Annotated in this window: 19 protein-coding genes; 13 read left to right on the top strand and 6 right to left on the bottom strand. The window is 61.8% G+C overall.

The window, feature by feature from the left end; all coding sequences use genetic code 11:
• The first annotated feature begins 145 nt into the window (after positions 1-145).
• Both AC1D17_RS09695 and AC1D17_RS09690 read left to right on the top strand, forming a co-directional pair.
• Complete coding sequence (locus AC1D17_RS09695; RefSeq protein WP_477565191.1) at positions 146-475, top strand: hypothetical protein; 330 nt, start codon at positions 146-148, stop codon at positions 473-475.
• Between the two features lie 83 nt (positions 476-558).
• On the top strand, positions 559-1,449 hold the full coding sequence (locus AC1D17_RS09690; protein WP_477565190.1) for a dihydrodipicolinate synthase family protein: 891 nt from the start codon (positions 559-561) through the stop codon (positions 1,447-1,449).
• 71 nt (positions 1,450-1,520) lie between these two features.
• Here AC1D17_RS09690 and AC1D17_RS09685 read toward each other — a convergent pair whose 3' ends face one another.
• Positions 1,521-1,877 (bottom strand): hypothetical protein, encoded by a 357-nt coding sequence (locus tag AC1D17_RS09685; protein WP_477565189.1) that lies wholly within the window; start codon positions 1,875-1,877, stop codon positions 1,521-1,523.
• A gap of 416 nt (positions 1,878-2,293) precedes the next feature.
• Here AC1D17_RS09685 and AC1D17_RS09680 point away from each other — a divergent pair, with 416 nt between their 5' ends.
• Positions 2,294-2,800 (top strand): hypothetical protein, encoded by a 507-nt coding sequence (locus AC1D17_RS09680; protein WP_477565188.1) that lies wholly within the window; start codon positions 2,294-2,296, stop codon positions 2,798-2,800.
• A gap of 48 nt (positions 2,801-2,848) precedes the next feature.
• Here AC1D17_RS09680 and AC1D17_RS09675 read toward each other — a convergent pair whose 3' ends face one another.
• On the bottom strand, positions 2,849-3,799 hold the full coding sequence (locus tag AC1D17_RS09675; protein ID WP_477565187.1) for an MYG1 family protein: 951 nt from the start codon (positions 3,797-3,799) through the stop codon (positions 2,849-2,851).
• A 635-nt stretch (positions 3,800-4,434) separates the two neighbouring features.
• Between AC1D17_RS09675 and AC1D17_RS09670 the strand changes: the two genes are divergently transcribed.
• A complete protein-coding gene (locus AC1D17_RS09670; RefSeq protein ID WP_477565186.1) occupies positions 4,435-4,725 on the top strand; it encodes a hypothetical protein in 291 nt (96 codons plus the stop codon).
• A gap of 100 nt (positions 4,726-4,825) precedes the next feature.
• On the top strand, positions 4,826-5,113 hold the full coding sequence (locus AC1D17_RS09665) for a hypothetical protein (protein ID WP_477565185.1): 288 nt from the start codon (positions 4,826-4,828) through the stop codon (positions 5,111-5,113).
• 151 nt (positions 5,114-5,264) lie between these two features.
• Here the strand turns inward: AC1D17_RS09665 and AC1D17_RS09660 are convergent, their stop codons facing one another.
• Positions 5,265-6,152, bottom strand: a complete 888-nt coding sequence (locus AC1D17_RS09660; RefSeq protein ID WP_477565184.1) for a branched-chain amino acid aminotransferase — start codon at positions 6,150-6,152, stop codon at positions 5,265-5,267.
• A 153-nt stretch (positions 6,153-6,305) separates the two neighbouring features.
• On the opposite strand from AC1D17_RS09660, the gene AC1D17_RS09655 reads away from it, so the two are divergent.
• The 6 genes from AC1D17_RS09655 to AC1D17_RS09630 all read left to right on the top strand — a co-directional run bounded on the left by AC1D17_RS09655 (position 6,306) and on the right by AC1D17_RS09630 (position 12,369).
• The gene (locus AC1D17_RS09655; protein WP_477565183.1) at positions 6,306-7,346 is read left to right on the top strand and encodes a zinc-dependent alcohol dehydrogenase family protein; all 1,041 of its coding nucleotides are present in this window, start codon (positions 6,306-6,308) and stop codon (positions 7,344-7,346) included.
• A gap of 230 nt (positions 7,347-7,576) precedes the next feature.
• Complete coding sequence (locus tag AC1D17_RS09650; RefSeq protein ID WP_477565182.1) at positions 7,577-7,783, top strand: hypothetical protein; 207 nt, start codon at positions 7,577-7,579, stop codon at positions 7,781-7,783.
• A gap of 209 nt (positions 7,784-7,992) precedes the next feature.
• A complete protein-coding gene (locus AC1D17_RS09645; protein WP_477565181.1) occupies positions 7,993-8,562 on the top strand; it encodes a phosphatase in 570 nt (189 codons plus the stop codon).
• Positions 8,563-8,760: 198 nt separating this feature from the next.
• Complete coding sequence (locus AC1D17_RS09640; RefSeq protein WP_477565180.1) at positions 8,761-9,411, top strand: haloacid dehalogenase type II; 651 nt, start codon at positions 8,761-8,763, stop codon at positions 9,409-9,411.
• 13 nt (positions 9,412-9,424) lie between these two features.
• Complete coding sequence (gene tam / locus AC1D17_RS09635) at positions 9,425-10,195, top strand: trans-aconitate 2-methyltransferase (protein ID WP_477565179.1); 771 nt, start codon at positions 9,425-9,427, stop codon at positions 10,193-10,195.
• A 212-nt stretch (positions 10,196-10,407) separates the two neighbouring features.
• On the top strand, positions 10,408-12,369 hold the full coding sequence (locus tag AC1D17_RS09630; RefSeq protein WP_477565178.1) for an elongation factor G: 1,962 nt from the start codon (positions 10,408-10,410) through the stop codon (positions 12,367-12,369).
• A gap of 15 nt (positions 12,370-12,384) precedes the next feature.
• Here the strand turns inward: AC1D17_RS09630 and AC1D17_RS09625 are convergent, their stop codons facing one another.
• The 3 genes from AC1D17_RS09625 to AC1D17_RS09615 form a co-directional block, all read right to left on the bottom strand.
• Positions 12,385-12,984: a YdeI/OmpD-associated family protein gene (locus tag AC1D17_RS09625; RefSeq protein ID WP_477565177.1), complete on the bottom strand. Its 600-nt coding sequence runs from the start codon at positions 12,982-12,984 to the stop codon at positions 12,385-12,387.
• A 21-nt stretch (positions 12,985-13,005) separates the two neighbouring features.
• Complete coding sequence (locus AC1D17_RS09620; protein WP_477565176.1) at positions 13,006-13,722, bottom strand: gamma-glutamylcyclotransferase; 717 nt, start codon at positions 13,720-13,722, stop codon at positions 13,006-13,008.
• 132 nt (positions 13,723-13,854) lie between these two features.
• Positions 13,855-14,781, bottom strand: a complete 927-nt coding sequence (locus AC1D17_RS09615) for a LysR family transcriptional regulator (RefSeq protein ID WP_477565175.1) — start codon at positions 14,779-14,781, stop codon at positions 13,855-13,857.
• Positions 14,782-14,941: 160 nt separating this feature from the next.
• Between AC1D17_RS09615 and AC1D17_RS09610 the strand changes: the two genes are divergently transcribed.
• The gene (locus AC1D17_RS09610) at positions 14,942-16,123 is read left to right on the top strand and encodes an MFS transporter (protein ID WP_477565174.1); all 1,182 of its coding nucleotides are present in this window, start codon (positions 14,942-14,944) and stop codon (positions 16,121-16,123) included.
• A gap of 95 nt (positions 16,124-16,218) precedes the next feature.
• A complete protein-coding gene (locus tag AC1D17_RS09605; RefSeq protein ID WP_477565173.1) occupies positions 16,219-17,052 on the top strand; it encodes an aldo/keto reductase in 834 nt (277 codons plus the stop codon).
• Positions 17,053-17,326: the final 274 nt, after the last annotated feature.

The raw sequence follows: 17,326 nt of genomic DNA, 5'->3' as shown, positions 1-17,326 counted from the left end.
CCGCCGCCATGCCAAATTTCGCTACAGTCATGGAAAATACTTCTCGACCGCCAATGTTTCGCAGTGCCGGAACGGGCACAGAATGGACATGATCCTTCGACAGGGTCGCACACGAACCGCCTGATCAATAACCCAAGGAAATCAGATGCCTTTTCACCACCGTTCCGCCTTGCTCGCCCTCTTCACCGCCGCGCTGGCGCCGGGCGCCGCTTTCGCTTCCTCGGACGAGGCCTGGCAAGCCATGCGGGCCGATGTTTCGGCCAAATGCATTCAGGCTGCGGCCGGATCGATCGAGGCACCGGCCGCCGTGGTCGATCCCTTCGGATCGGAAAGCTTTGGGCTGGCGCTGGTCAGCGGCAAGCCGAAGGGCGCTGACGGCAAGATCAGCCAGATTTGCGTCTACAACAAGCAGACCAAGACGGTGGAGCTGGGCGGCGAGCTGACGGAGGAGATGCTCAGCGCACCGGCAAAATGACACCGGGACAATCCCGGCATTGACCTGTGAGGGCCGTGCCGTCACAGCTTGAGGATCAACCTTCTCCAGCGCAGAGACCCGATATGCTGTTTCATGGCCTGTCCGCCTTCCCGATCACTCCTGCCAATGCGGCTGGCCGCGTCGATACCGAGGCGCTGGGCGGCCTGCTCAAGCGCATCGACAAGGCCGGCGCCGGTTCGGTCGGCCTGCTTGGCAGCACCGGCTCCTATATGTATCTCAGCCGGGCGGAAAAAAGGCGCGCCATCGAGACCGCCGCCGATTGCCTTGGTGGCCGCACGCCCGTCATCGTCGGTGTCGGGGCTCTGCGCACGGACGAATCGATTGCACTGGCACGCGATGCACGGGATGCCGGTGCGCAAGGGCTTCTCCTGGCGCCGGTCTCCTATACGCCGCTTTCAGACAACGAGGTGTTCGAGCATTTTTCCGCCGTCGCCGCAGCCACGGAATTGCCGCTCTGCGTTTACAACAATCCGGGCACAACGCATTTCTCCATCAGCAATGCGCTGCTGGCCCGTCTTTCAGCCATTCCCTCCATCGTCGCCGTCAAAAACCCGGCACTCCCGGCGGCGGATATGCTTGCCGCCCATCAGGCGACGCTTGATTCCGTTCCCGCCGGTTTCGCCGTCGGCTATAGCGGCGACTGGCTGGTGACCGAGGCTATCCTTGCGGGCGGCATTGCCTGGTACAGCGTCATCGCCGGCATTCTGCCGGAACCCTGCGTCAAGCTGATGCGGGCAGCGCAAGCCGGCGACCGCGCGGAGGTGGAGCGCATCAATGCGCTTTTCGAGCCCTTTTGGGCGCTGTTTCGCGAGCTGACCAGCTACCGCGTCGTTCATGCGGTGGCCAACCTGCTGGAACTCAGCGCCTACGACCCGCCGCTGCCAATACGCCCGCTTTCGCAGGCCGACCGGCACAGGGTGAAGGCAGCCCTGGACTGCCTATCGCTGGTCTAATGCGGCCCCCTAAGATCGTTTGCGGGGACGGTTGTACCGATAAGCGAGGCCCGCAGAGACTGTTGTTCCCGCTACTTCTTGTTTAGCGAATTGAGGAGCTCTGGTGTGACAGGAAAGCTAACCTGACCCGAAATATCGCCATAGGGTTCGCAGTCCGTAACTGCGGCAGCAATTGCCGGAGCGACAATCTTCTCCCAATCGGTGGGGGGCGCGCGGAAATTTATCGACACGAATTCAGCCGAGCCATTCTTGAAGGCTATCTGAGCAGTCATCTCAAAATTGTCCGGCCGGTTTTCTGGTAATCTTAGACACTTCAGCATCTGATTTGCGACCGTCTCCCCTTTATCTGCGGCAATGGCCGCATCAAAACTCGACAGAGGCAACGCGACCAGCAATAGCCGTACAATGTTCTTCAGCTCGGTAAGCATTTCTGGGGCCTCTTAGACACATGGAATTTCAAGCTTGGTGCGCAACGTCCCCCGGAGGTATATTTTTGGCTCAAGGCGAGCAAGTTTTGCCTTCAATTTCGGCAGGCTGAGACGCGCAAGCTGGCGCGTCGCCGCGCCTTTGAACCTGCCGTGACATGACGGCACCACGACCATACGGCATTGAATGAAATCCTTTTCGGTTGGCTCACTTGCCGGGCGAAACCTTGAGGGAGCATGGCTACCCCGCGCATTGCCCTTTTAAGGCGAACTGCCCTAGGATTTCGATTGCGCTGGCTGCATGAACATAGCAAAATCCCATAAGTCCGCAGTCGCCCGGCGCATTTTCCCGGACAACACAAGGCTGCGGACCGCCTGATTTTCTTTGCATCGATCGTCATCATCCAGGGGGAAATTTTATGGCCAACCCGTTGTCCACGCTCGGCATCGTTCATACCGTCATCAGCGTCGTGCCCATCATCGCCGGTCTCTACGGTTTTTCGAAATATGCGGCGATCGTTCCGAAATCCAATTCCGGCCGCATCTACATCATCACGCTGTTTTTATCGGCGATCACGTCGTTTGGCCTGTCGAGCACCGGCGGTTTCAATGCAGGTCATGCGATCGGCATCATGGCCATGCTCGCGGTGATCTTCTCCATCGTCATCGGCAAGCTCGGCTGGTTCGGGCGGCTCAACCGCTATCTGCAGGCCCTGGCGATGTCGTTCACCTTCTTCCTGCTGATGATCCCGGGCATCAACGAGACCCTGTCGCGGCTGCCGCCCTCAAGCCCGATCGGCAATGGCCCCGACTCGCCGCCGGTACAGACGGTCACCGCCATCTGGGCCGGGATCTTCCTGTTCGGTATCTGTCTTCAGGCCTGGACGATGCACCGCCGCTCTGGCTCCGGCGCCCTGCCGGCCTGAAGCCCGCAAGTGCGCCCCATACCAAGTCTCGATGATAGAGACTTGGTATTACTCGGCCGCCGCCGCCTGATCCAGGCCGGCGGCGATAGCTTCCTTCACCGCCAGTTCGGCCATGGCGAGCGCTGCCTCGCGCGTTCGGGCAGCGGCAACGAAGCGGCCGTTGTGGCAGAAGCTTGCGCCCTTGACCCCGCACGCCGTTTCCAGATCGCCATTGGTGAGCCCCGCCCAGGCCGCTGGCAGGTCGGCGCGCACCTCAAAGCCTTCGTCGGCGCGGCGGATGGTGGTCAGGCACCAGTCCTTGTCGCGCGGGTGGACGACGAACAGCAGGTGGTCGGCGCCCGCCTTGACGATGGCCGGACGGAACGGCATGCCCATCGGCAACTCGAGAATGCGACCCTCGCCGGCATCCTCGATGGCCTGCTGCACAAGAGCCTCGGCCCGCAATTTTGCAGCACTTTTTTCTATCCTTGCCTCGACGAAGCTACGGGCAATCGCCAGGGCATTGTGGAAAGCGCGATCGTCGGCTTCAGGATCGGTCTCGTCGAAAACAGGCTTCAGGGTTTCCAGCAGAACCGGCAGGGTCAGCCCGCCCAAGAGCCCGGCAACCGACGGGCTGAGCGCACCATTGTCGACCAGATCGACCGGCAGCACGAAACTGGCATCGAAAGACGCATGCACGGTTTCGGCATGCACTTGAGGAACACCAAAGGCGGCGAGATAGTCGCGGCCATAGTGCTTCCAGATCAATCCGAACGAACTGTAGGGCTGGCCATCGTCGCGCAGCGGCGCGCCGCGCTGGTGGTGATCGAAGATGCGCGCGTCCGGATCGTAGGCGCCGCCGACATCGTAGATGATCCGATCCGCACCCGGCGTGATCCATTCCGGCGCCCGGCTGCGCACGATGCGCGCCTGCGCAAAAAGCCGGGTGAGGATGACGCTGGACAACAGCTCATCGGCATGGAAGCCACCGGAATGGGTGACGAGGAATTCTGGGGTCATGCCGGGATACGCCTTGTTGTTCGCGAAGGGTCGCTTGGTGTTTGCACCAGATAGCCATTGCGGGAGGCCAGCTCAAGCCGTGTTTTGTGTGTTTCGTGGGGTAGCTGAGACTTTCTGGGAACGCAGACGACAGTTTTGCGCCGGAAGCAGTCGCTGCGTCTAATCCCTGTTCAGAACTCATCGATCCAAACTGACCGACGCTTTGGAGCACTTCCACAAAGCGTTTGCTATTGGCGTCTTTAGCGCGCACTGTTCTACGGTCGGCAGCCATCAACACGGGCGCGGCCGCGTAGGGTTTGCTACCCTGCCCCAATCGTCAAGGAGGACGCTCGATGTCTTCCACTCTCCGCCACAGGCATTGGTCGAACCTTGGCAGCTCCGTTCGCCGGTCCCGCTCTGTCGAATTTCTGATCAAGTCGATCCCGGCACTCTGTTTGGCATTCCTAATCTTCCTCACGTTCAGAGACTACCTTTGGTAGGCCCCGCGTTCGAAGGAAATGTTGCGCTGCCCTGACCCACCCAAAAACTGCAGGCGGGCGAAATCAAATCGCGCGTGCACAACCGCCGGTGACCCCGTGGGCCACCGGCCCGCACGCAATCGACCCCCACCGCTTTACAACGGAGACACGGCAACCATGATGACACGGACACAACACAGAACCATTCATTTCAACGCACCGGCCCTGCTGGACGGTCTCGAATATCCGCTAGAGCCCGGCGACTATGAAGTGAACGAGGACGAAGAACTGATCGAGGGCATCTCTTGGCTTGCCTATCGCCGCGTCGCCACGTTCATCACCATTCCCCCAACATCCGCCAACGGCAATGTGAGCCGCATGCTGCCGGTGGAAGCAGACGCTATAGAAGAACTGCTCCGGCGTGACGGTCTCGGTGAGCCGAGTGGCGTGGGAGGTCAATCCGCATGAGCCATCACAAATTCACGATCCTTGCAGCAGAGCACCACGACTGCGACATGATCAAGTCCCGAGACCTGGAAGAATGACGATACTGAAGGGATATCCAGCCATGGCAGTCTTCGGCAAGGTCAAGGTGGAACATCAACACGAACTTAGATTGGCTGTCGTATCCGGATGTCTTTGTTTTCCGATCGGCTACCTGATTGCGTCGATGGTGACGTCTGGCTGGGGTTTGACCCCAGGATTGGCTGAGCTGYTCACCGCAATTGTCGTGGGAACATTCGGCATCGTCACCGCCAGTATCCTGGGCGCCCGGATGGATCGCGCATCCGAGAAGCGCGCGCTTAGCCAGCAAAGCAAGCCATCCTCCACGGGACGGGAACATTCCACCTGGTAGGCAGCCGGCGGGCAACTGCATCGCACCTCCTGGCGGCACTACGCTCAAGGATGGACGTGGGTAGGCCGCTTCGGGCCAGAAASAGCCCCTTGCCCCACCGAAGAGAACAGGCCATCCGCTTTTGCCGCGGATGGCCGATCTGCGCCTATCCTTACATATCCGACGCCACCGAATGCGCCCAGTCCATGTACAGGTCCTTGGCCTTGGCGGCGATTGGGCCGGGCTGGAGGTCGCGGTCTTCGAGTTTGGTGACGGGGACAACCTTGGAGTAATTGCCGGAGGTGAAGATTTCGTCGGCGGCTTCGAAATCGGAGAGCGTCAGCGTCGTCTCGACCACATCGAAGCCGGCGTCGCGCAACAGGCCGATGACGCGCAAGCGGGTGATGCCGGCAAGGAAGGTCTTGTTGGCGGCGGGGGTGAAGACGACGCCGTCCTTGACCATGAAGACGTTGGAGGAGCCGGTCTCGGCAATGTTGCCGAGCATGTCGCGCACCAGAGCATTCGAGAAGCCGCGCTTGCGGGCCTCGATCAGGATGCGGCCATTGTTGGGATAGAGGCAGCCGGCCTTGGCGTCGGTCGGCATGCATTCGATCGTCGGACGGCGGAAGGGCGAGATGGTCAGCGACTGGCCGCCGGGGCCCTCGCCCATCGGCGCTTCGAACAGGCAGAGCGCGAACCGGGTCGAATCGGGATCGACGGCAACGACGCTGCCGGGCATGCCGTGTTCGCCCCAGTACATCGGCTTGATGTAGATGGCGGTCTGGCCGTCGAATTTCTTGATGCCCTCCCAGGCGAGATCCTCGATATCCTCTGCCGTCACCACCGGCTTCAAGCCCAGCGCCAGGGCCGAGCGGTTGACGCGCTGGCAATGCAGGTCGAGATCGGGCGCGATGCCGTCGAACCAGCGGGCGCCGTCGAACACCGTCGAGCCCAGCCACATGGCATGCGAGGTCGGTCCGATCAGCGGCGGATTGCCGGACAGCCACTCGCCATCGACATAGGTCCAGGTGGTGCTGCGCGGGGATGTATCGACGGCCATGACGGTCTCCTGTTTTTTGTGCTTCTCGTATCCGCATATCCGGAAAATCGAGAAGTGGGGTAAATAGGTACATCAAAAAAAGTCATGCCGTCCAATCTGGATTGCAGAGTTCCGCTCGCATAGTCTGCCGCCAGAAGCACAAGGGATCCTCCGATGAAAGCCATGTACTACGATGCCTTCGGCAAGACGCCCGATATCCGCCTGCTGCCGGACCCGAAGCCAAGCGCAGATGGCGTCGTCATCAAGGTCGAGGCGACCGGGCTTTGCCGCAGCGACTGGCACGGCTGGATGGGGCATGATCCCGATATCAACCTGCCGCATGTGCCGGGGCATGAACTGGCCGGCACCGTGGCCGCCAAGGGCAAGGGCGTCTTGCGCTACAAGGTCGGCGACCGGGTGACCGTTCCCTTCGTATCCGGCTGCGGCCGCTGCGGCGAATGCCATTCCGGCAACGCCCAGGTCTGCCCGAACCAGTTCCAGCCGGGCTTTACCCATTGGGGCTCGTTTGCGGAATATGTCGCCATCGACTTTGCCGACCAGAACCTAGTGCATCTGCCTGACACTCTCGACTATGCCACGGCCGCCAGCCTTGGCTGCCGCTTTGCCACGTCGTTTCGCGCCATTGTCGACCAGGGCCGGGTGCGCGGCGGCGAATGGGTGGCGGTGCATGGCTGCGGCGGTGTCGGCATCTCGGCAATCATGATCGCCACGGCGCTCGGCGCCAATGTCATCGCCATCGACATCTCAGAGACGAAACTCTCCTTCGCCCGCGAGATCGGCGCCGTCGCCACCATCGACGGCAGCGTCACCGGCGATGTCGCAGAGGCGGTGCGCGACATCACCAAAGGCGGCGCGCACGTGTCGATCGACGCGCTCGGCTCGCCTGTCACCTGCTTCAATTCGATCAAGAATCTCCGCCGCCGCGGCCGCCATGTCCAGATCGGCCTGATGCTCGGCGAGCATGCCAGCCCGCAGATCCCGATGAGCCAAGTGATCGGCCATGAGCTGGAGATCTACGGCAGCCATGGCATGCAGGCCTGGCGCTACGAGGCGATGATGGCGATGCTGGACACCGGCAAGCTCAACCCGCAAAAGCTGATCGGCCGTCATATCAGCCTGGAGGAGGCCGTCCCGGCATTGATGACGATGGACACGTCGCAAGACCTCGGCATCAGCGTCATTACCCGGTTTTAACGGGCAGGCTTACTCTCTGCGCCTGAACGGCACCGGGCACGACATCGCTTCGCGTGCCGGCGACCGGCCGTTCGTGCGCAAGAGCTGAAACCGCCCATTGCCGATATATTCCATCGAACACGACTTCCCTTAAGACCGCAGCGCCCTACTTCATCGCCTATTGGTTTCGGCCCTCCCGAAGCCTGCCTCTTCGGAATGTCCCGTTGGGGATCGCAAAGTGAGTGCACCGCTTGACCAGTAAAAATGACGCCAGGACTGCTACCAAGCCAACCGTGCGGCGAAGCCAGGATGAAACGTCCACGGCAGCGCTCGACATCATCAAAGCGGAACTGGCGGCACGGCTAAAGAAGACGGCGATGCTCAGAGCCTTGCGGCTCGCCCAGGAACCTGTCGAAGAAAAGCCGGTCAAGAAGGCTGTGGCAAAGAAGAAGAGATAAGGCGGCTGCGCGGCGTTCAATTTTTTCGCCGCAGCGGCTGAAGCTCGTGTCGTTTTGCGGTTTCACAGCGACCAAACTGGCCGTCGCAACGGGCCAATGGCCGCAGCGTGTTGCACCGTTCAATCCTTCTCTCTTAAAAACCCTCTTCCCCCGACCCCGCTCCGGCTGATATTTTCGGGCCTGACGGCAACGGAATCACGAGGCAACCCATGGCACTGGCGGCTGAAAAGCAGGAGAAGCAGGTGGATGCGCTCTACGCGCCCTTGCTCGGCACCAATCCGTCCCACCCGAACGGCTGGCCGATCCGCATGATCGTCGCGTCGCAGACGGAGGCGCGGCACAACAAGTCCGCCTGGGCGCCGACCCACCTGATCTCGATCCGGGCGCCGGGCACCAAGCTTCTGTCGATGATCGATCTGCCTGAGGAGCGGCATCTGCAGCTTCTGTTCGGCGACGTCACCGATCCCGACGAACCGGATGCGGCCCGGGCCGCCCATATCGAACAGACCTTCGCCTTTGTCGACGGCCTGCCGCAGGACGCGCATCTCTTGGTCCACTGCCTGCGCGGCATCGGCCGCTCGACGGCGCTGACGCTTGGCATCCTTGCCCGTTACATGGAGCCGGAGGAGGCCGCAGCCGCGCTGCATGGCTTAAGGCCGGAGGCCAAACCGAACCGGCATGTGACCGGGCTTTGCGATACCGTGCTTGGTCTGAAGGGGCGGCTTGCCAAGCAGGCGCTGCGGTTTCCCGCAAAGATCTGGAAACCGGCAAAGAGTTGATCCGGATTGCACCAAGAAACATTGTGCGGCGCACAAATCTTTGACATGATCCCGGTAGAGAACCGTATTCAAGCGGCGATCGCAGGACGCCCTCACCTGAAACCGGCGAGCGGCGGACCAACGCGATCAATAAGGCGCTGCCACCTCTGTTTCGTATTGTGAAAGAGAGCGGCGTCCGGGAAATGACGGGAGGGTTTGATGTCTCTTGCAGCCTATGTGTTCGATGCCTATGGCACGCTGTTCGACGTGCATGCGGCAGTGCGCAGGCATGCGGCCGCGATGGGGCCTGACGGCCCGGCCTTTTCCGATCTGTGGCGGGCCAAGCAGCTCGAATATTCCTGGATCCGGACGCTGATGGGCACCTATACCGATTTCTGGACGCTGACTGAGCAATCGCTCGACTATGCCTTTGCCCGGTTTCCCTCCGCCGACAAAAAGCTCAAGCCAGCCCTGCTCGACGCCTACTGGCATCTCGATTGCTATCCGGAAGTGCCGGGCGTCCTCAAGCATCTCAAGGACCGGGGCGCGCGCATCGCCATCCTGTCGAACGGCACGCCGCAGATGCTGCAATCGGCGGTGAAGAAGGCGGGGCTCGATCTGATCATCGACGATATATTTTCGGTCGAGGCGGTCAAAGCATTCAAGACTGCACCTTCCGTCTACGATATGGTGACAACCACCTACCGGCTCTATCCCAATGCGGTCTCCTTCCAGTCATCCAACCGCTGGGACATTGCCGGTGCCACCAAATTCGGCTTCCGCACCGTCTGGATCAACCGCGCCAACATGCCCGACGAATATGCCGATTTCGGCCCGTCGCTGATCCTGCCGTCGCTGGAAAGCCTCTAGGGAAGGACAACCGATGTCTTGGTCTGCGGAACAATATATGAAATTCGAGGACGAGCGCACCCGGCCGGCCCGCGACCTGCTCGACCAGATCCCCAACCTGCCGGACGGCGCGCTCTACGATCTCGGCTGCGGGCCCGGAAATTCGACGGAACTGATCCACGACCGCTTCCCCGCCTATATGCTGACCGGGATCGACAGCGACGAAAACATGCTGTCCGCAGCGCGCAAGCGCATGGCGCATACGCGGTTCGAACGGGGCGACCTCACGCAATGGGCGCCRCCGAAGCCTGCCGTGCTGCTGTTTGCCAATGCCGTCTTTCAATGGCTGCCGGATCACCTGGCCACACTTGAGCGGCTGATGGGTGAACTGATCCCCGGCGGCACACTTGCAGTGCAGATGCCCGACAATCTGGATGAGCCCTCGCACGCCTCGATGCGGGAACTGGCGGAAGACCCGCGCTTTTCGAAATTTTACCCGCATGGCGGCCAGCGCCGCGCAGCCCTGCCTGCACCTTCGGTCTATCTCGAGCGGCTGGCGGCAAAATCCATCAAGATCGATGTCTGGCACACGATCTACTATCATCGCCTCGCCAATGCGGAGGCGATCGTCGAATGGGTCAAGGGCACAGGCCTTCGCCCCTATCTCGACCCGCTTCCGGCCGATGCGCGAGAGGCCTATCTGGCAGCCTATCTCAGGCGCATCCGCGAGGCCTATCCGCCGCTCGCGGACGGACGGGTGCTGTTGAAATTCCCGCGCCTGTTCGTGGTGGCGGTCAAAAAGTAACCGGACCAGTCACCTAAAGCACGTCGCGATCTTTCAGCCCCGCTTCCGGCACTTCAGGTCCTTGATTTTAGGTATGTCGGTATCGCTATACCGCTGCACACCTTTGCGCGACATGCTTTAAAAACAAGAAAATCACCCTCTGGCGCACCGCGCCGGTTCAGGGCATCCTGTGACGACAGAAAATTGAGCTTATGGCAGGTGGAGGACCGCCCATGCGCTGCTTTACTGTACTTGGACCGTCGCAGACCGGAAAATCGACAATCGTGGAAAAGCTCGGCGCGCTGGAGGGGGCCTCGAGAAAATCCATCTCTCCCTATGGACTGAACCTCACTGAATTTACCTTTGGCAACGAAGCCTGGTGTGCGCTGGATACACCGGGACTGAACGAGGCCTTGGCCCATGCGCAGCATGCGCTTCTCGCCAGCGATGCCTGCATCCTGTGCGTTTCACCGGCGCCCGAGGAGGCGGTGCTCGCAGCCCCTTATCTCAAGATGATCGAAGCGTCGGGAACGCCGTGTATCCTCTTCGTCAACCGGATGGACGAGCCGAGAGGGCGGTTAAGGGACGTGATCGCGGCCCTTCAGGATTATGCCGGCCATACGCTTTTGCTGCGCCAGATCCCGATCCGCGAGGGCGACCGGRTCGTCGGCAGCTGCGACCTGATTTCCGAGCGGGCGTGGCGCTACCGCGAAGGCCAGACCTCGGCATTGATCGCCATCCCCGAAAGCGCCTCCGAGCGGGAGCACGAGGCACGCAGCGAACTCCTGGAACACCTGTCCGAATTCGACGACTGGCTCCTGGAGGAACTGATCGAAGATCGTGAACCGCCAAGCGATACGCTCTATGCGATCTCGACCCGGGTGCTTCGGGAAAACAAGGTCATCCCTGTACTGATCGGGGCGGCAAGCCATGGCAACGGCATGATGCGGCTGATGAAGGCGCTGCGCCATGAGGCGCCGCCGGTGGACGCGCTGCGCGACCGCCTTGCTGCGGATGGAAATGTCGAAAAAGCCAAACTCAAGGCCGTCAGCTTTCACGCCTATCATCGGCAGAATATCGGCAAGACGGTGCTGTTAAGGGCGCTTGAGGGCGGCCTCAAGCAAGGTGCATCCCTTGGAGGCTCCGGCCTCGGCGCTCTGCAGGATCCCGCCAACGGCAAGGCCAACGGGGCGTTTGCACCGGCCGCTGGCGATCTCATTGCCGCGGTCAAATCCGACCACCTGCCGGTCCCGGCGCTGTTGACAACGGATGCTGTCCTTTCTGCCCCGGAATGGACTGAGGCGCCGACGCCGATGCTGGAAAGAATATTGGTGCCCGGCAGCGAGCGCGACGAGAACAAGCTCTCCGAAACGCTGGCCAAACTGTCGGAGACCGATCGCAGCCTCAAAATTCTGCAGGAGGAAGGAACCGGCGCCCAGATGGTCTGCGCCCAGGGACCGGTGCACCTGCGCGATCTATTGAGGACACTCTCCGACGTCTTTCATGTGACGGCGACCGACCGCACACCGACACCGGTCTACCGCGAGACGATCTCGAAGCCCGCCGACGTTCACTATCGCCACCGCAAGCAGACCGGCGGTGCCGGCCAGTTTGCCGACGTGAAACTGACCATCCATCCGAACGGCCGCGGCCAGGGATTTTCCTTCGGCGAAACCGTCAAGGGCGGCGTCGTCCCCCGCAACTATATCCCGGCCGTGGAAGCGGGTGCACGCGAGGCGATGGAGAAAGGCCCGCTGGGCTTTGCGGTCATCGATGTCGGCGTGACATTGACCGACGGCCAGCACCATGCCGTCGACAGTTCCGAACACGCGTTCCGCTCCGCATCGAAAATGGGCGTGCGCCAGGCGCTGTCCGACGGAGCGGCCGTGCTGATGCAACCGGTTTTCCGCAGCGAGATTCACATTCCCTCGGTCTATTCGGGCAGTCTTGTCCAGATTGTCTCGTCGCTGAAAGGCCAGGTGCTCGGCTTCGACCGGGACGAAACCGCCAAGGGCTGGGATATTTTTCGCGCCCTCGTTCCCGGCGGCGCGCTTGACGAACTGGCCCGCGCGCTGCGCTCGGCCACGCAAGGGATTGGCTATTTCTCCAAGACCTTCGACCATTTCGAGGAACTCTACGGCAAGGAGGCCGATGCGATCATCAGGGCACATGGGACGCAGCGCGCCGAGCACTGAACAGTTGAGCCGAAACTAGGGCTTGCCGCGGCGCGGATGTATGGTTTCGCCACGGGCAAGCATGGCGACCAGCCTCTCGATCAGGCGTGCTCGTGTTTCCGGTTTCGCCGCCGTGTGGACGCGATAAAGAACGGCATAGCGGTTGGCGCCGTCCAGCGCGTCAAACAGGGCTTTTGCAGTTTCGTTGCCGTCGAGCGCTTGCTGCAGGTCGGCCGGTACGGTGATGTTGCTTTGGGACTCATAGGCCATCGCCCAGCGCCCGTCCGCCTCGGCCCGCTCGATTTCCGCAAGCCCGGCCGGACGCATCCGGCCCGCCTCGATCAGTGCCTCCGCCCGCTTGCAATTGATTGCGGACCACTTGCTATTGGGCCGGCGGGGCGTGAATCGGATCAGCCAGTAATTCTCGTCGAACGGTTTTAGCTGGCCGTCGATCCAGCCATGACAAAGTGCTGCATCTATCGCGTCGGGCTTGGAGACAGTGGGCACGCCCGACGCCTTCTTGGCAAATTTCAGCCACAACCCATTCGCCGGCAGCGGCTGGCTGGCGAGCCACCTCTCCCATTCAGCGCCGTCAGCAAAAGCCAACACGGGTAGCTCTACCTGATCCTTGGCCATGACCTGCTCCGCTTTGTACGTTCAACACGCCTGCAGTGGGAAGGCGTGGCGATGGATCGACCTGATCTCATCGGCCACAAGCTGCTGCAGGCGCCAGAGGTTGCGGTCGTGAATACCGAAATCCTCCAGATGCGAAACGGTGTTGTAGAGATATTCGGCGCAGGACCCCAGATGTCCGCAGGCCCGTGCCAGAATACCTGCGACCTGATCCAACGGCTGGCGGGACAGAATTCGTTCACCGGTTGCCCCAACCCAGAAACCCAGGGCCCGGCACGGGCCGCTCTCGGATTTGACCGGCAGCCACCGCACGGCATCGATATTTTCAAACGCGCTGACTTCACGCCGTAGCATGCGTTCGATCTGGTCGGCACGATTGTCGTCCGGCAGCCGGTATATGACGCCGTCGCATCGCCCGCCGCGCTCCAGCGCCATCATCAATCCGGGCTGATCATGCGACCCGCGCCAGCGGTTGATATGCAGGCAGAACGACCGATGCCAGCCGAAGGCCGTTGCCCGCTGCCTGTCGATCGCCTCGAACTCCGGCTTCCAGATCAGCGAGCCATAGGCAAACACCCAAAGCGGCTCGCCGTGGCTTTCCCGCTCAAGCGTTTCGGCAAGCTCCCTGTATTGCTCGTCGCTGATTGCCGTCCATCGTCCGTCGGGGCCGGGATCGACCACGTCCTTGTGGCAGAGCGCCACGAGATCGGGCGTCAGGGACATTTTTCGCGGTTGGCGCATATTGTCTCGTCTCGGCAGGGCAGTATCAGAAGGAGAGCATGTGGGCCCTGCTTGCCCAAATTGCCAGAGCGAACTCACCAGTCAAGCGACGCAATCACCACCCGATACTTGCATCTTTAGAAACACAGTGCATCAACCTGCCGGAAGGACAAGCCCCACGCCCTGGTCCATTTTTTCGGCAAGAAAATCGATGAAGGCGCGGATGCGCGCCGCCAGGTGCTCGTGGCCGGCAAAGACCGCATGGACCTGCTCCGGTTCGTGCGGGTTATAGTCCTTCAGCACTTCGATCAGGCTTCCACTATCGATGTCCGGCTCGACGTGAAACTCGCCGATGCGGGCTATGCCGAGCCCCGTCAGGCACAGATTGCGGGCGATCGAACCGCTTGACGCCTGCACATTGCCGGGGGCTGGGCGCGCATACAGCGCGTTGGTCGCGGGATCGCGAAACAGCCATTCGCCGGGGGTTCGGCCAAACGTGAATGTGATGCAATTGTGCGCGAGAAGGTCATCGGGGCGCTGCGGCGTGCCATGACGTGCGAGATAATCCGGTGTCGCCACCGTGATGCGGTGACTGTCGAGAAGCTTTCGCGCCTTCAGGCTTGAATCCCGCATCGGACCGACGCGGATGGCGATGTCGGTACGTTCCTCGATCAGGTCGATGACGCCATCCGTCAGCGACAGTTCAAGGCGCACTTCCGGATAGAGCGCCAGGAACTCGCCGGCAAGCGGCATGATGTAGCGCTCCCCGAAGCCGACGGTGGCATTCACCCGCAAAAGCCCGCGCGGCGTTGCCCGGCCGCCACCGGCGACGATTTGCTCCGTCTCGGCGATATCAGACAAAATGCGCTGCGCCCGGCCGAGATAGATCTCACCTTCCGGCGTCAGAAGCAGCGACCGCGTCGTGCGCACCAGAAGGCGGGTGCCCAGCCTGTCCTCTATGCGCGTCACGAGCTTGCTGACGGCCGAGGGCGACAGCTTCAACCGCCGCCCGGCCGCCGAAAAGCTCCTTGCCTCCGCCGCAGCGACGAACACTTCCATCTCGCCTGCCCGATTGTCCATGGCATCGCTTTCTGTGAATTCAATTCACAGTCATTTATCCATTCCTATGGATTATCGCGCAAGTGCCTTTGGCCCATATTCCGTTCAACGAAACCCATGACGGCCCGGATGGGCCGCCGCCCAACACGCCCGGCCTCCCACCGGCGACAAAGGTGCTCCCATGCCTCTTGCCCTCTTTGCACTGACGATCGCGGCCTATGCGATCGGAACCACGGAATTCGTCATCGTCGGCCTGTTGCCGACCGTTGCCACCGATCTCGGCATCACCCTGCCGCTGGCTGGCCTGATCGTCTCGATCTACGCGCTCGGCGTCACCTTCGGCGCCCCGATCCTCACCGCGCTCACCGGCCGGGTCGAACGCAAGCCTTTGCTTCTCGGCCTGATGGCACTGTTCATCGCCGGCAACACCATGGCGGCGCTCAGCCCGTCCTATGAGACGCTGCTTGTTGCGCGCGTCCTCTCGGCCTTCGCGCATGGCGTGTTCTTCTCCGTCGGCGCCACGATCGCCGCTGACCTCGTGCCGGAAAACCGTCGCGCTTCGGCCATCGCACTGATGTTCATGGGCCTGACGGTTGCCATCGTCACCGGCGTTCCGCTCGGCACCTTCATCGGCCAGACATTCGGCTGGCGCGCCACCTTCTGGGCTGTCGCTGGTCTGGGCATCATTGCGCTTGGCGCCATCGCCATGCTTCTGCCCTCCACCCTGTCGAAGGCAGCCCCGGCCGGCATTCTTGAACAGGTCCGCGTGCTCGGCTCTGGCCGCCTGCTTCTGGTCTTCGGCATGACGGCGCTCGGTTACGGCGGCACATTCGTCACCTTCACCTTCCTTGCACCGATGCTGCAGGACATCACCGGCTTTGCCGCCTCCTCCGTCAGCCTCGTTCTGGTGCTCTACGGCCTGGCGATCGCCGCCGGCAATATCGTCGGCGGCCGCATTGCCGACCGCAATCCGGTGAAGGCGCTGAGCTGGCTGTTTGCCGCACAGGCTGCCGTACTGGTGATCTTCACCTTCACCTCGGTTTCGGCTGTGCCTGCCCTGATCACGCTTGCGGCACTCGGCTTCCTGTCGTTCGCCAATGTGCCCGGCCTGCAGCTCTATGTCGTGCAGTTGGCAAAGCAGCACCGCCCCGGCGCCGTCGATGTCGCCTCGGCGCTGAACATCGCCGCCTTCAATCTCGGCATCGCCGCCGGTGCCTGGATCGGCGGGCTGGTGGTTGCCTCGCCGCTTGGGCTGCAGGCAACGCCATGGGTCGGTGCGATCCTGGTCACAGGTGCGCTGGTGCTCACCGTCATCAGCGGCATGCTCGACCGCAAGCCGGAACCGATCGCCCAGGCCGCTTAACGGACGCCGCTTGACGGGCGTCGCGCACGCCACATCTATAAGACATCTTTCCAGACCCGGCGTCCGCCGGGTCTCCTCCCTGAAAGGACAGTTTCATGCAGACAGTCAGCGCCCATGGCGCCAATATCCCCGTTCTCGGCTTCGGCACCTTCCGCATGCCCGGCCCGGACGTGCTGCGCATCGTGCCGCAGGCGATCAGGCTCGGCTTCCGCCATATCGATACGGCGCAGATCTATCGCAACGAGGCGCAAGTCGGCGAAGCGATCGAGGCATCCGGCGTCGCCCGTAGCGATATCTTCCTCACCACCAAGGTCTGGGTCGACAATTACAAGGACGACGCCTTCCTGGCCTCGGTCGATGAGAGCCTGAAGAAGCTGCGCACCGACTATGTCGATCTCCTGCTTCTCCATTGGCCAAGCAGCGGCGTGCCGCTCGCCGAGCAGATCGGTGCGCTCAATGCGGTGAAAAAGGCAGGCAAGGTCAAGAATATCGGCGTCAGCAACTTCAACACGGCGCTGATGGCGAAATCAGTGGAACTGAGCGAAGCTTCTCTCGCCACCAACCAGATCGAGTATCACCCCTATCTCGACCAGACGAAGGTTCTGGACGCCGCCCGCGCCGCCGGCATGTCGGTCACCGCCTATTATGCGATGGCCGATGGCAAAGCGCCGAACGAGCCGCTGCTGAAGGATATCGGCGCCAAGCACGGCAAGACGGCAGCCCAGGTGGTGCTGCGCTGGCTCATTCAGCAGAAGGACGTGATCACCCTGTCGAAGACGGCAACGGAAAGCCGCCTGAAGGAAAATTTCGACATCTTCGATTTCGATCTTTCCAGCGACGAGATGGCCGCGATCCACAGGCTCGCCCGCCCGAACGGCCGCATTGTCAGCCCCGGCGGTCTGGCGCCGGACTGGGACAGGGCGGACTGAACAGGACGGTCACGCCAAACCGCCGGAACGACCGGCGGCTTGGCGGCTGCTGGCAAACCGCAACATCTACGGATTTGCGGCTCTCATCTGGTTGTTGGTCGTTTTTGGCACCTAATTTCCTCCCTCATGCTCGCCCTTGTGGCGGGCATCCAGCCAGCTCAAGTCTTTGAGCTGAAATAGTCTTTTGACCCGATGGACGTCGGTTCGCTGGATCCCCACCACAAGGGTGAGGATGACGGAGCTTGGGATCGCCACCCTGCGAGAAGGAACATCC

It is taken from the genome of Pararhizobium sp. P1_E7, from assembly GCF_056405855.1.
Note: the sequence above shows the minus strand (reverse complement) of the source record. Positions and strands in the feature narration are given on the sequence as shown.

Coding starts and splice junctions, on each gene's coding strand:
- AC1D17_RS09605 (WP_477565173.1), top strand. CDS start 16,219: ATGCAGACAGTCAGCGCCCATGGCGCCAATATCCCCGTTCTCGGCTTC.
- AC1D17_RS09685 (WP_477565189.1), bottom strand. CDS start 1,877: ATGCTTACCGAGCTGAAGAACATTGTACGGCTATTGCTGGTCGCGTTG.
- AC1D17_RS09695 (WP_477565191.1), top strand. CDS start 146: ATGCCTTTTCACCACCGTTCCGCCTTGCTCGCCCTCTTCACCGCCGCG.
- AC1D17_RS09610 (WP_477565174.1), top strand. CDS start 14,942: ATGCCTCTTGCCCTCTTTGCACTGACGATCGCGGCCTATGCGATCGGA.
- AC1D17_RS09625 (WP_477565177.1), bottom strand. CDS start 12,984: ATGGCCAAGGATCAGGTAGAGCTACCCGTGTTGGCTTTTGCTGACGGC.
- AC1D17_RS09690 (WP_477565190.1), top strand. CDS start 559: ATGCTGTTTCATGGCCTGTCCGCCTTCCCGATCACTCCTGCCAATGCG.
- AC1D17_RS09660 (WP_477565184.1), bottom strand. CDS start 6,152: ATGGCCGTCGATACATCCCCGCGCAGCACCACCTGGACCTATGTCGAT.
- AC1D17_RS09615 (WP_477565175.1), bottom strand. CDS start 14,781: ATGGACAATCGGGCAGGCGAGATGGAAGTGTTCGTCGCTGCGGCGGAG.
- AC1D17_RS09640 (WP_477565180.1), top strand. CDS start 8,761: ATGTCTCTTGCAGCCTATGTGTTCGATGCCTATGGCACGCTGTTCGAC.
- AC1D17_RS09675 (WP_477565187.1), bottom strand. CDS start 3,799: ATGACCCCAGAATTCCTCGTCACCCATTCCGGTGGCTTCCATGCCGAT.
- AC1D17_RS09670 (WP_477565186.1), top strand. CDS start 4,435: ATGATGACACGGACACAACACAGAACCATTCATTTCAACGCACCGGCC.
- AC1D17_RS09620 (WP_477565176.1), bottom strand. CDS start 13,722: ATGCGCCAACCGCGAAAAATGTCCCTGACGCCCGATCTCGTGGCGCTC.
- AC1D17_RS09655 (WP_477565183.1), top strand. CDS start 6,306: ATGAAAGCCATGTACTACGATGCCTTCGGCAAGACGCCCGATATCCGC.
- AC1D17_RS09680 (WP_477565188.1), top strand. CDS start 2,294: ATGGCCAACCCGTTGTCCACGCTCGGCATCGTTCATACCGTCATCAGC.
- AC1D17_RS09645 (WP_477565181.1), top strand. CDS start 7,993: ATGGCACTGGCGGCTGAAAAGCAGGAGAAGCAGGTGGATGCGCTCTAC.